Source organism: Zarconia sp., assembly GCF_057467645.1.
The window spans coordinates 1-13,542 of sequence record NZ_JBRJXU010000065.1; the positions used below are offsets into that span (position 1 = coordinate 1).

Here is a 13,542-nt window from a genome sequence, read left to right on the forward strand (position 1 = left end):
CAGCTCACTAGCAAGGAAATTCATCCCAGTGCGATCGACTTGCTCTCGAATTTCTAGCCTGCCCGAACATCGCTCGGAGTCAGCATTGGGGTGAGACAACTTAACCAAAACTGACGTTATTTAACGTCAGTTTTGATGCGGCGAGATCGCCGGGATGCCGACTATGGGTGAGGTTCAGGCGTTCGGTAAGCCTCTTGAAAGCCAGATGACAACACTGGGTACAACACCTGGCTAGGGAGAAAAATACTCCATTCCCCATTCCCCATTCCCCACCCTCACCGGATATTTCATATCCAAAACTGACGTTACACCCAGACTTTCAGTTCGGGAACGCGATCGCGCAAGGCCGCATTCAATTCGGGAAGTCGATCGCGCATTTCGAGATACCACTGATATCGCTGGCGGTAGTGCCGGTACAACAGGCGATTTTCTTTCACCCATCGGTAAGCATTGGCGGCGATCGAGCGTCGGAAATCGGCGCGATCGAGCAGTTGGTGTAGCTGGGCTTCAAATTCTGCAACGCTGCGGTAAATTAACCCCGTTTTCCCGTTAATAATCGACCGTTCGTAGACCGTCGGACTGGCGAGAACCGCCACCCCGTGACCGGCACATTCAAGCCACTTTAAATCCGATTTCATGTGGTTGAACTGGGTTGGCAACAGGGGCAAAATCGCCACGTCGCATTGATGGAGAATTTGCTGGTAGCGCTCGTAAGAACACAGCGGTTCGAAGGTTTTATGGGGGGTCGACAAGGCCTCGAAAAAGGTGCGATCGTAGATAACGCGGACGCAAACGCGGCGATCGAACTGGCTCAGAATCCGGTTGAGAGCTGGCACGATCTCGACCCAATCTGCCTCTCGGTTGAAGGCCCCAAAAAAGAGCGTCACCGGCGCATCATCGCGATAGACGCGAGGGGGCGGCAAAACCGGTAACTGGTTGGGAAAGACCTTCACGTAAGGATTCAGTTGGCGCAAGAACGCCGCGAGCGGTTCTGTAGACGTTTGAATGCAGTGGCAAATGCGAAAGAAGATAAAGTGATTTTGAGCGTGCTTGGGCCAAAATCTCGGATCGTCGTCAATGTCCACCACCGTTAAGTATCCTTGCCTTAATAGGGGTGGCTGACGTTCGAGAGCCTCAGATAGCGTCCAACGATCGCGCTGCCAGATAAACACTTTGTCTTCATCCGATCGTCCCACGTTCAAATCGGCCGCTTTAACTTGGGAAATCGTTCTCACCCCCGGAATCGTGCGGCTCAAGCGATCGGGCTGGTAAATTCGCACTCGATCGGAGGCAATCGTCGAAATCAGCAGGGTTTGAATCAGCAATCGCCGGGGGGGAGTCGAAGAACGTACAGCTCGCACGACATAGTCCGCAGCTACTGTATCCTCCGCATCGCAACGGCTATCGAGTTGTAGGGCTTCTAGGAGAGGAGCGAGCTTCTCTTGTAACCCCGATCGATCGCCACGCTCGAGTTTCACCACATCGCACAAGTGCAAACCCGCCCCGGTCAACATCGAGCGAATGCGATCGAGACTAAACCACTGCCGATATCCCCGAGCCAAAGCACTGTTATCGTCCCACCGTCCCCGCAGTAACTCTAGAAGAGTTTGCCAGTACTGGGCGTTGGGAAAGCCCGCCACGATCGTCCCCCCCGGTTTGAGCCAAGCCCGATGACGTTGGAGCAGCCCTTCAGGATCGGCAGTGAATTCGAGAACTCGATTGTAGATGATGCAGTCGAGGGTTTCCGGTTCTAACCCCAACTGCTGCAAATCCAACGACTCCACCGAACCCACCACCACTCGATCGAGAACGCCATCGGCACGGCGGGCCATTTCCCAGTTTTCCTCCATGCCGACATAGTCACAATCTGGAGCGATCTGTTTGTAGAGGCGACCTAGAGCACCATCAGCGCAACCCACTTCTAAAACCCGGCTCGCATCTGCCTCAATCAGTTGCAACAGCGTTGCGCGATATTTGAGCGTTGCATTCCCTTCGTGCAGCATTGATTTCGTGCGAACGTCGGCATCCCTCGACAGTCGATTCTGCCAACCTTTGACCAATACGATAAGATACTAACAATTAGACGCGCAGTCTCGGCGAAAATGTTTCCGCACTCAGAACGATCGTCCATTGGGGTGAAGCGCGCGTCCAGATTCGGAACTTGAGATTCGACCCACCCGTCATCGCAGCTATTGCGTTCTGAGATCGACTTAGCTGGAAATGCCCCCATCCGAGGAGGTCAACCCAACGAAAAAACCTCACCCATCCTCGCTGGATATTCTTTCCCATGCTGAGGTCGAGCGGGCGAGCGTTCCTGGAAAAATCCCCTGATTCGCGGTCATGTTGCCGGATGCCATCGAAACACCACCGTATTATTAAAGTGTTGTCCGGGCCGTTGGAGGCAGCTCCAATCCCATCGGCTTCTTGTGAAATTTCATCAAACCGAAGATAGGAGGGCGTTTTCAGGAGAGACGGACCCCTATCTTCGGTGGAAGAAATCTTAAGTTAAACTATTATGGCTTTATATGGAGAATTTTTACGCAAAAACCTCCCACAATGGGATGAAAACTTATCGGTTCCCCTAAATTTCCTCACCTCCATTGAGGGTCGAACATTAGTCGCGAGTCAACAACAGCACGTACAGTATTGAGGATGGCAGACCTTTTCCAAATTGGAGATCGGGCAATCCGAACTCAGGAAATACCAGCGCTGCTCAAGCGCTACCAACTGATGCAGCCGTTTTTGCGGGAAGTGGTTTTGGATCGAGCGATTGCCGATTATTCTTGTACGGAAGAAGAGCAAAAAACCGCCGTGCAGCAATTTTGCCAAAAGCACCAGCTCACTTCCCCCGAAGCGAAGGAAGCTTGGCTGAAAAATCAAAATATCACCGACGCAGATCTCGTCCAACTGGCGGAGCGACCCGTCCTGGTCGAAAAATTCAAGCAAGACAAGTGGTCGAAAAAAGTCAAAACTCACTTCATGGAGCGAAAATCCGGACTCGATCGCGTGATTTACTCCCTACTGCGCACCCAAGATGAAGGGTTAGCTCACGAATTGTACTATCGCATCCTCGAAGGAGAGCAGACCTTCGCCGAATGCGCCAGCGAGTACTCTCAAGGTCCCGAAGCGCGATCGGGCGGATTGCTCGGTCCGGTACCTCTGATTCAACCCCATCCGGCCATTGGCAAACTCCTCTCCGTGTCTCAACCCGGTCAACTCTGGGCCCCGAGACCCCTAGCGGAGTGGTTTATCATCGTGCGCCTCGAAGAGTTCCGACCGGCCCAACTCGACGAACCCATGCGCCAACACTTAGTCGATGAAATGTTTCAAGCGTGGCTCAAAGAACAAACCCAGAACGTTGACTTGACCCAGACTCAGTGACTCTCCAAAGCTCTAACTCATGACTCAAACCGTCCCCCAGCCTCAAATTGCGACCTTTCTGGCCCAAGTATCCCCGTTCGATCGATTGGGGAAAAAGGCGATCGAAGGGTTGGCGGCTAAATGTCAGCTTTTGCGCTATCGCATCGGCCAACAAGTCCTGGTGCGAGATAAACTCCCCGCCCAAGTATCGATCATCTACGAAGGTCAAGTCCGATTGCTCGGATTCGACCATCGATCGCAAAAATCGGCGAGCTTGAAAACTGTCGGACCTGGGGAAATTGTCGGCTGGATCGGCTTAGTCCGCGGGGTTTCGTGCGAAACGGCGATCGCCTCCACCGAAACCATCTGCCTGACGATCCCGGCGATGGAGTTTTTGGACTTGCTCAAAACCAAGCCCAATTTTGCCAGTGCCCTCAAAGAGCGCGTTGAGATTGCCGAACTGTTCGAGCTGTTGAGCTTGGAACTCGAACGTCGCGCCGATGCCGGCTCGAACCTCAAAGATCTAACCTTGCAAATGTTGGAGGATGCCCGAGTCCTCAACATTCCCCCCGGAGCCGTCAGCCAGACGCAACTCGATACCAACCGCACCTGGCTCGTTAGTAGCGGTTCCGTCGGCGAACATCCCACCGGTTCTCGGCTCCCCTCCCCGTACCTCCCCTCCTCCCTTCGACAAGCGGTCCGGCTGCTGGGGGTGATGTGGCCCGAACACAAAGCCATTACCAAAACCGAAGATCCGGCGACGGAAGAAGACGGTGTGCTGCTCGTTCCAGACCCATGGGGCGACGGTGCAATTCAAGACGCTCCCCCCGAACCCCCAACCCCCGAACGCGACCCTCTCGCCCCACCCCCCAAATATCCCTTCGTTCGCGGAAAAGGTCAGCTCGGATCGGCCCTGGCGTGTTTCCACATGCTCAGCAAACACCTGCGGATTAACTTCCGTAAGGATGCCATTCGCAAGCTCCTCGACCAGCAGCTCAAAAGCAAAGGAGAAATTTCCCTCTACGGCTGCGGTACGATTATGCCCGCCCTGGGACTCAACGCCCAACTCGCCAAAGTGCCCTCCTCCGCCGTCGGTCGCCTCAAAGCCCCGGCAATGATTAAGTGGCAAGAAAGCTTTGCGGTGGTTTACCGGATTACCGAGCGGGAAATCGTCCTTGCCGTGCCGGAAGTGGGCATCCTGCACCAGTCCCCCGCCCAGGTGGCAGAAACGGTCGGGGAAGTGGTGGAAATCCTCATTCTCCAACCGCCCTCCTCCGATCCCAAAGAAACCTTCAGCATCTGGTGGTTCCTCCCCTCCCTGGGACGGTACAAGAAAGTCCTGACGGAGGTTTTCGTCGCCTCCTTCTTCGTCCAGCTCTTCGGTTTGGCCAATCCCCTCCTGACGCAGGTGGTGATCGATAAAGTCCTCGGACAGCGGAGTATCGAAACCCTGAACGTGTTGGGGGTCTTCATGATCATGGTGGCAATCTTCGAGGGATTGCTCACCAGTTTGCGAACGTACCTGTTTGTCGATACCACCAACCGCATCGACCTCACCCTCGGTTCTCAGGTGATCGACCACCTATTCCGGTTGCCGCTGAAGTACTTCGATATGCGCCGGGTGGGGGATATCGCCGGACGGGTAAACGAGCTAGCCAATATTCGCCAATTCGTCACCGGGACGGCCCTGACAGTGGTGCTCGATGCCGTCTTCTCGGTGATTTATATCGCGGTTCTAGCCAACTACAGCGTCGTCTTGACATTTGTGGCCCTGGCAACGGTACCGTTCTTTACGGTGCAAATTCTGTTGGTGTCACCCATCGTCCGGCGACTGCTGCGCAAACGAGCAGAACGCTACGCCGACGCCCAATCTTATTTGGTGGAAACCCTCAACGGCATTCAAACGGTGAAAGCGCAAAATATCGAAACCACCTCCCGGTGGAATTGGTACGAGCGCTACGCCCGATTTATGAACGCCGGTTTCCGTACCACCCTCACCAACACGGCTGCCAGTTCTGTTGCTGGATTTTTGAACAAGCTTTCCGGTCTGCTGCTGCTGTGGGTGGGAGCTTACCTGGTACTCGATAACCAACTCTCCCTGGGACAGCTCATCGCCTTCCGAATTCTGGCAGGGAACGTCACCGGGTCGCTGTTGCGGTTCGTGCAGGTGTGGCAGAGCTTCCAAGAAGTGGGAATGTCTGTCGAGCGTTTGCGGGATATCCTCAACTCCGAGCCGGAAAGTGGCGACGAAGACCGACTGAATATTCCCCTGCCCAATGTTGAAGGGGCGGTGAAATACGATGAGGTCTGCTTCCGATTTACTGCTAACGGTCCGCTGCAAGTGGCGAATGTGAATCTGGAGTTTCCCGCCGGGACTTTTGTCGGCATCGTCGGAGAAAGCGGATCTGGAAAGAGTACGACGATGAAACTCTTGCAGCGTCTGTATCCTCCCAACTCCGGTCGGATTCAAGTGGATGGCTACGATATCTCCAAGGTGGAACTGTACTCCCTCCGGCGGCAGATTGGGGTGGTGCTGCAAGATACCCTGCTGTTTAACAATACGGTTCGCTCCAATATTGCCCTGAACAATCCCGAAGCCTCCGATGAGGAAATCATTCGCGCGGCGAAGGTGGCAGCGGCTCACGACTTCATTATGACCCTGCCCAATGGCTACAATACGGTGGTTGGGGAGCGCGGTTCGTCCCTATCGGGGGGACAGCGCCAGCGGATTGCCATCGCCCGCACGGTTCTCCAAAGTCCCCGATTGTTGATTCTCGATGAAGCCACCAGCGCCCTGGATTACAACTTAGAAAGTTTGGTCTGTCGCAACTTAGTCGAAGAATTTAAAGATCGTACGGTGTTCTTCATCACCCACCGGCTGCCCACCGTTCAAAATGCCGATACGATTATCATGATGGATAAAGGGGCTGTGGTAGAACAAGGCAAGCACGATGAGTTGATGGCACTTCAAGGGCGCTACTACTGTCTGTTCCAACAACAGGAGTCCCAACTCTAGATGATGTTGCCAGTTATCTGCTATTTGAGAAAGCCAGAGTAACACGGGAGATCTTCAAGCTTTCGGTCTGGGTTTCCCGAATTGAAGTGTACTGAGGTGATGATAGAACTATACATCCCATGAGTTAAGACTTGAGGTAAGACTAGATTAGCGAGTCCGATCGTCCTCACGAGCGGCTAAGGTGCGACGCAAGATCGCCCATTCAAGCACCAGACGTTGAGCATTGACCCCCCGATCGCATATGACGACCAGCATCCAGAAAATTGATACCATCGAAGACCAACCGGTAATTCTCGAACAGCCAGCGATTTGGACTCGGGCGTTTATCTGGTTGATTGTGGTGATGACCGCATCGACTCTCATTTGGGCGGCGGTCGCGAAAATCGACCATTCCATTCCCGCCCAAGGTAAGTTAGAACCCGATGGTGCCCTCAAAGAAATCAAAGCACCCGTGGGCGGGGTCGTTCGAGAAATCCACGTCGAAGGGGGCGAGGAGGTCAAAAAAGGGGACTTGCTCGTGACCCTCGACCCCACCACCTCAGAAGCTGAGGTAGCGGCGCTCAGAGAATCTCAGGAGATTTTAGAGCAACAAAGCCAAGCCATCACCAGTCCTGGCAGTACGGGCATCGGCGAGGGATCGGCAAATCTGGACTCTTTGATTCAAACGCGCACGGCACTGGCTTCGGAAAATCAGTTTCTGCAAGCTCAAGTCAATGGCGGCGACCCCGGCGGACTGGTGGGGGGATCTTTCGATGCCAACCAACGCCAACTTTTGGAAGTGAGTCGAGAGGAACTCGAATCTCGCAAGCGGGCAGCGAATGCAGAAATTAGAACCCTCGAAGAACAGGTGAGTCAAGCTCGCATCCAAAAGCAAGCAGCGGAATCTCGGCGACCTTTAGAGCAATTGGGTTTGCAAAGTGCCCTAGAACGGGTGGCCAGCGCCGAACAGCGGCTGATTGGTGCTCAGGAACGCCAGGACGGTGCCAGAGACCGGCGGCGCAACGCTCAAGACCGAGAGCGAACGGCGCAAGAACAACTCAAGAAAGAACAAGAAATTCTCGATCGCATCAAACCGGTGGTAGAACAGGGGGCGGTGGCCGAGTTGCAACTGAACCGACAGGAGCAGCAGGTGCTATCCTCTCAAAATACGGTCCTCGGTCTGCAATCGGAAATTTCCTCCGCCGATGATGAAATTAACCGAATTGGCGGTGAAATGGCTCAAACGCGGGAAGAAATTGCCGCTCTTCAGGGCGATATTGCTTCTCGTCGCGCCCAAATTGCCGATATCGATAGCGAAATTCTGAGGCTGGCAGAGGAAGAACAGCGACTCCTGGCGGCGATCGACCAAGCAGAAGCCCGATCGAAAAATAGTGTCGATACTACCAATAGGGACATCCTATCGCGGATTGCCCAAAACCAGCGCCAAATCGCCCAAATCGACGACCAACTGGCTCGGGCGAATCTCGACAACCAACGCCAACTGGCTGAAGTGAGTTCGCAGTTGACCCGTGCCGAGCAGACGCTTGCCTATCGGGAGTTACGCTCTCCGGTGGATGGAACGGTCTTTGAAGTGATCCCCAATGCCATCGGCGACGTGATCGGACAGGGCAGTAGCGGCACCGAACCGGTGGTCACTATCCTCCCGGATGGAAAGCTGATTGCCGCAGGGGATGTCACCAACCAAGATATTGGTTTCCTTACAGAAGGGATGGACGTGGAAATTCAAATCGATGCCTTCCCTGCTAACGAATTCGGGACGATTCCTGGTAAATTGGTGTCCATTGGGGAAGATGCGCTACCCCCGGACCAAAACTACCAGTACTGGCGCTTCCCGGTAACGGTGGAGTTAGACCAACAGTACATGGAAGTTGGCTCAAAGAATATTCCCCTTCAGTCGGGGATGTCGGTACGATCGAATATTAAGGTTCGCGAACGGACGGTGTTGAGCATCTTCTTGGCTCGATTCGCAAATCAAAAAGAAATCCTAGAAAACCTCAGGTAATCGCTTCGGAAGCGAGAACTTCGATTGCATCTCGTCTCTCAAATATGAAAGAATCCGGCTGGCAATGGCGATCGAAAACCATCGCCAACATCCTATCCTCCGTTTGGTTCTTTCCCCTCGTACTAGTAGCGATTAAGCTCTGGCTAACTCGCGATTTACCTCTGATTACCTATTTCGGCGGCCATGACGACCTCAGATATATCGTCATGGCTAATTCTTTGGTGAACTTCGAGGTGCCGCCTTACGATGGCTATACCTTGATGCGGCAACCGGGATATCCGGCATATATTGCTCTGAGCTACTGGCTGGGATTTTCGTTGCGTTTTTCCCAGGAGTTATTGTATCTCGGGTCGGGGTTATTTTTGGGGCGATCGGTCTATAAATACTACCCCAATCGATGGGCGATTTGGCTATTTTCCGCCCTGTACATCTTCAATCCCGGCTCGTTTCATTGGAATCGATTAATTATGCCGGAAGCACTGTACGTACCGCTGACGGCGTTAATTTTGAGCTGTCTCCTCCGTTTAGTTTGTGGTGAAGAGCAAAGGCCTTTCTGGAAATGGTCGGCGATTTTAGGATTGGTATTGGCGTGGTTTTGGAATACCCGACCAGAAGGGGTGTGGATAATTCCCACGATTGCTTTTGCCTACGGTCTGATTATCTTTCAAAAGTTCGTAAAATCTCAGTTCGATCGCACTTTTTTTATAGTTTTTTTTAAAACGCTATTGGGTTCTCTCTTTTTTGTTGTCACGCCAACGATTCTGGTAACCTCTTCAATTTGCCTTTTAAATTTTTTCAATTACGGCTTATATCTCACGAATGACCTAACCGCGCCGGGTTTTAAAGCGGCTTATTCTCAAATGATTCGCGTCAACCCGGAACGATGGCGCAGATGGGTTCCCGTTCCCGCAGAAACTCGCCAACAAATTTATGCTGTCAGTCCAAGTTTTCAGAAACTCTCGAATTTTTTAGAATCCGAAAAAGGACAAGCCTGGTTTGCTATCACCTGTAACGAACGAGTGAATATTTGTGATGATTATATTGGCGGTGTTTTGATCTGGGCATTGCGAGATGCCGTTGCCGATGTTGGCTATTATCGATCTGCTATTAAAACCGAAATTTTTTATCAAAAAATGGCAAGTGAGATTGAAACAGCCTGTAATGAAAATAAATTAAAATGTCATCGATTGCCCTTTGCTATTTCTAGCTTTTCCCCTCAGTTTCAACCTCAATACATCAGTCAGTTTTTCGAGAGTTTAGGTATCCTCACTCAGAACTCGATCGGTTCGGCACTCGATTTAAATCTCACCTCTGGATATCAGAATGACGAGCTATATAAACTTCACTATCAAATAATAACTCGAGAACCTTTAGCGTTTAGAAATAACACTTCAGAAACGAGTCTAGAAATTCAAATGATTCAGGAATTGACAAAGCTGTATGAATTATTACTACCCATATTACTAGGAGTAGCAGTTATCGGAATCGTATTTGCTAGCTATCAAATGTTTTGTTGGCAAAAAACTCCATTAATTCCAGTTTCAATTTTTAGCTTAGTTATTTCTTGTTCGATAGCCCGTCTTTTGCTGATTGCTTATATTAGAACTGTTAGTATGCCTGTGAAAGGATTTCGCTACCTGTGGCCGGGTATTCCTTTCCTATTATTCGCGATCGCCATCGGAATTTCCTATCTTGAACCCATATTGAATCGCCATCGCATCACCCATCGGTAATAATATCCTGGGATTTATCAGAGAGAAGAGAATAGGAGGAAAAGTTAATCTAGGGAAGCCTGTTAGCCTAGACAAGTAGAGCCAAGATCCGAATTATTTTAATATCTAAATATTAAGTTAGAGCTAGAATCAAAACTTTGGAGTGTCGGCAAAAAAGTAATTCAATACCCAAAAGAGACATGGAATTTAATCATTGAGGATATGATTAATGACTTTAAAAAACTAATCGGTGATAATTTTGGGCAAGAGTCTGAAATTAGTTTAAATATCGAGCGTCCTCATTCTCCATAATTTTGCGTGTGGTTATGGAGCAAAAACCAAGAAAATCATTTCATTTCTACAGCATGGTTAGCAGTCATGGGCGGAGAAGTAGTAGGATATGAGCAGGAGGGAAAAATTCAAGATTATTTTGATGTAAGTGTGACGCTATTTTTATTTGATGAGACGACAAAAAAACATTTGAGACTGAACACTGGTGAAAGCATTATAGAGTTTATTTTTAAAAAAGCGGCTAATGGTCGTGGTTATTGGCATTATGTGGGATGGTGTCAAGATGTCTATGGTGAGTGGGAAGATCTTGAGTATGAATAACACTCGATGAGCGTCTAAATTGAGGACGGCGATGGGGTGGCTGATGGGGAAATTACCGTAACGCCTAACCACCCAATTTATACTCGGAATGGGGTCTGGGAAGATAAAATTGAGATTATTTTTTAATCATTTTGGGTATTTCAATATAGTAATACGTCACCCCGGCGAGTAAGGTTGATAAAATCAAAGCGATCGCCAATTGTTTTAAATACGTCTCAATCGGAATCTCAGATGTAAAAATACTCTGAACTCTAGAAATAATTGGCCAATGCCAGACATACATGCCATAGGAGAGGATTCCGAATATCTCAAAAACTTTAACAGGATGCTTTAAATACATTCCCCATTGCCAGTGAATGCTAGTTTTTCTAAAGCTACGATACGCCGTTCCCGATTCAAAGGCAATGATAAAAAAGCAAGTTGCCAGTAACGATATCGTCGGTGCAATTTGCCATAAAAGTCGTTTATTATAATATTTTATATAAGCCGTTATAAAATAAATAGCGATCGCTACCCAAATCCCTAGCTTTTTTGCCGTTTTTTGAGAGATCGGCTTTTGGTTTTCGAAAATATCTCGATCGGAAATCCAAAAATTGAGAATAAATCCACACAGAAAGACATCTAGATTCAACGTCACCGGAACGTAGATATATTTCACAAAGGCGATCGCATCTTCAGGAGGTGGAAATTGAGCTTGAACGATTTGCCAAAGACTGTATCGAAGCAGAAGTGAACCCACAATTAAAATTGCAGCCAATCGAAATAGATTTGTGCGATCGCCCAAACGAGATTTTAGATAAGTAAAGAGAAACGGAACCAACAAATAAAACTGAACTTCTGTCGAAAGCGACCATAACGCCCCATTAAACCCGATCGGTAAAACTTGATGGTATGTAAATGTACACAGTCGCAGCAAATATATCCAGTTTTCGGGTCTTAAAATATCCGGGTATACAAATACACTTAAAATGAGAATCGCAAAATAATATAACGGAAAAATTCGCAACGCCCGATTGCGCCAAAATCGAAAAATCCCTTTAAAATCTGTTGTATAGCGTTGAGTGTAAAAGACTTTGCCCATCAAATATCCAGACAGGCAAAAGAATACGCGAACGGCAACACCTCCCGCCGCAAAAAACAACCAACTGAAATCGTAATTCCCGACAATTAAAGATTCCCTCGGTGCGTTACAATGGGCGACGATTACCACCAGGCAAGCTGCGCCTCGCAGGGCAAGTAGCGCATCCACAGTCGGAGGCGTTGAGGTTGGTTGATTCACGATCGCGCGCCAAGAGATACTATAAACAACGGTTTTAAAATAATAGTCTTAAAATAACGGGCTTTTCGATCGCCCTCTCGAACCTTCCCCCGAACTCAAATGGGAGACTCCAACGAACGAGTCTGGGTAGGCGATTGCGTCACGTCACATCATCTCATAATCTCCGAGCGTAATATGATACAGTTCGGGCAATGAAGTGGTGAATGAGGATATGGCGCAATCTCCAAATGACGCGATCGAACTATCGATCGTTCTCCCTTGCCTGAATGAAGTTCAAACCCTACCCATTTGCATTCAAAAAGCCAGAGAAGCGATCGCCAAGCTGCACTTAAAAGGCGAAATTATTGTCGCCGATAACGGTTCGACGGATGGTTCCCCAGAACTTGCTACAGCTTTGGGGGCAAGAGTCATACCCGTCCCCATTCGCGGATACGGTGCAGCCCTGACTTGGGGCATTCGCTATGCCAGAGGTAAATATATTGTTATCGGTGATGCGGACGATTCTTACGATTTTCGCGAAGCCGTTCCGATGGTAGAAAAACTGATGCTGGGCTACCACTTAGTGATGGGAACTCGCTTGAGAGGAAGAATTTTTCCCGGGGCGATGCCGTGGAAAAATCGATATATCGGCACGCCAATTCTCACCCAAATTGTAAATCTTTTATATGGCGCTTCTTTTTCCGATGTTAACTGCGGAATGCGGGCGTTTTCCAAACAAGCTTTTCTCGATATGCACGTCGAATCTTCGGGGATGGAATTTGCTTCGGAGATGTTAGTCAAAGCATCTGTATTGCGACTCAAAACGACAGAAGTTCCCATTACCTTATATCCCGACGGACGCGATCGCCCGCCTCACTTGCAACCTTGGTCCGATGGCTGGCGACATCTCAAATATATCCTGCTATTTGCCCCGCGATTTATTTACGGTTTGCCGGGGGGAATCTTACTCGCGATCGGCATTATCCTCGCCTCGCTTTTAAACTTAACGCCGGGGGGTGAATCTGTATATATCGGAAGTTTCTGGTTTAACGACCATTGGATTGTCGTTGCGGCGTTATGTTGTTTGTTAGGCTACGAACTGCTACTGACTGGATTCCTCGCTCATTTATATACCCTCACCCATCGAATTAGACGACGATCGCCCTGGATGGACTTTTTAGTTAAAACCCTTAAAATTGAGCAGATTATATTATTTTCTTTAGTCACTTTAGCTATTGGGATTGGCTTTGAGTTTTCCGTGATTGATGCTTGGGTTGAGGGTGAATTTGGACCGATGAATGCCATTCGTCCGGCGGTGACGGGAATGATACTAATTTTAATGAGTACGCAAACTCTATTTAGCGGCTTATTTTACGCAATTCTATCTGATAAATACCAACATCGAACGAAACTAAAATTTGAAAATTCTAAACAGAAACAACCCGTAGCAATATCTCGAGAATCTTCCCACTTAAAGTAAATTAAAAATTCGCACTCATCGTTATTTTGCCGACCGCTCAATATTTCAACGACAATCTAGCCGTTTTCAAGTCAGTGAGATACGAGATTTAATCTCAAGTCC

The 13,542-nt window shown here is 49.4% G+C and carries 8 protein-coding genes; 6 read left to right on the forward strand and 2 right to left on the reverse strand.

Going from position 1 to position 13,542, the window contains the following annotated elements:
* Positions 1 to 305: 305 nt before the first annotated feature.
* Complete coding sequence (locus AC2215_RS09305) at positions 306 to 2,060, reverse strand: methyltransferase domain-containing protein (protein WP_486809704.1); 1,755 nt, start codon at positions 2,058 to 2,060, stop codon at positions 306 to 308.
* Between the two features lie 592 nt (positions 2,061 to 2,652).
* On the opposite strand from AC2215_RS09305, the gene AC2215_RS09310 reads away from it, so the two are divergent.
* The 5 genes from AC2215_RS09310 to AC2215_RS09330 all read left to right on the forward strand — a co-directional run bounded on the left by AC2215_RS09310 (position 2,653) and on the right by AC2215_RS09330 (position 10,702).
* Entirely contained in the window at positions 2,653 to 3,381 is a 729-nt protein-coding gene (locus AC2215_RS09310) for a peptidylprolyl isomerase (protein ID WP_486809705.1), read from the forward strand.
* 19 nt (positions 3,382 to 3,400) lie between these two features.
* Positions 3,401 to 6,376: a peptidase domain-containing ABC transporter gene (locus tag AC2215_RS09315; protein WP_486809706.1), complete on the forward strand. Its 2,976-nt coding sequence runs from the start codon at positions 3,401 to 3,403 to the stop codon at positions 6,374 to 6,376.
* Positions 6,377 to 6,617: 241 nt separating this feature from the next.
* A complete protein-coding gene (locus tag AC2215_RS09320) occupies positions 6,618 to 8,378 on the forward strand; it encodes a beta-barrel domain-containing protein (protein ID WP_486809707.1) in 1,761 nt (586 codons plus the stop codon).
* Between the two features lie 44 nt (positions 8,379 to 8,422).
* Positions 8,423 to 10,111, forward strand: coding sequence for an ArnT family glycosyltransferase (locus AC2215_RS09325; RefSeq protein WP_486809708.1), 1,689 nt, complete (start codon positions 8,423 to 8,425; stop codon positions 10,109 to 10,111).
* Between the two features lie 357 nt (positions 10,112 to 10,468).
* Positions 10,469 to 10,702 carry a hypothetical protein gene (locus AC2215_RS09330; RefSeq protein WP_486809709.1) on the forward strand — a complete coding sequence of 78 codons (234 nt, stop codon included), beginning with the start codon at positions 10,469 to 10,471 and terminating at the stop codon, positions 10,700 to 10,702.
* A 115-nt stretch (positions 10,703 to 10,817) separates the two neighbouring features.
* On the opposite strand, the gene AC2215_RS09335 is transcribed toward AC2215_RS09330, so the two are convergent.
* Entirely contained in the window at positions 10,818 to 11,981 is a 1,164-nt protein-coding gene (locus AC2215_RS09335) for an acyltransferase family protein (RefSeq protein WP_486809710.1), read from the reverse strand.
* Between the two features lie 211 nt (positions 11,982 to 12,192).
* Here AC2215_RS09335 and AC2215_RS09340 point away from each other — a divergent pair, with 211 nt between their 5' ends.
* Complete coding sequence (locus tag AC2215_RS09340; RefSeq protein WP_486809711.1) at positions 12,193 to 13,440, forward strand: glycosyltransferase family 2 protein; 1,248 nt, start codon at positions 12,193 to 12,195, stop codon at positions 13,438 to 13,440.
* Positions 13,441 to 13,542: the final 102 nt, after the last annotated feature.

Excerpts from the sequence above, each read along its gene's own strand:
- AC2215_RS09310 (WP_486809705.1), top strand. The coding sequence starts at position 2,653 with ATGGCAGACCTTTTCCAAATTGGAGATCGGGCAATCCGAACTCAGGAA.
- AC2215_RS09315 (WP_486809706.1), top strand. The coding sequence starts at position 3,401 with ATGACTCAAACCGTCCCCCAGCCTCAAATTGCGACCTTTCTGGCCCAA.
- AC2215_RS09320 (WP_486809707.1), top strand. The coding sequence starts at position 6,618 with ATGACGACCAGCATCCAGAAAATTGATACCATCGAAGACCAACCGGTA.
- AC2215_RS09325 (WP_486809708.1), top strand. The coding sequence starts at position 8,423 with ATGAAAGAATCCGGCTGGCAATGGCGATCGAAAACCATCGCCAACATC.
- AC2215_RS09330 (WP_486809709.1), top strand. The coding sequence starts at position 10,469 with ATGGGCGGAGAAGTAGTAGGATATGAGCAGGAGGGAAAAATTCAAGAT.
- AC2215_RS09340 (WP_486809711.1), top strand. The coding sequence starts at position 12,193 with ATGGCGCAATCTCCAAATGACGCGATCGAACTATCGATCGTTCTCCCT.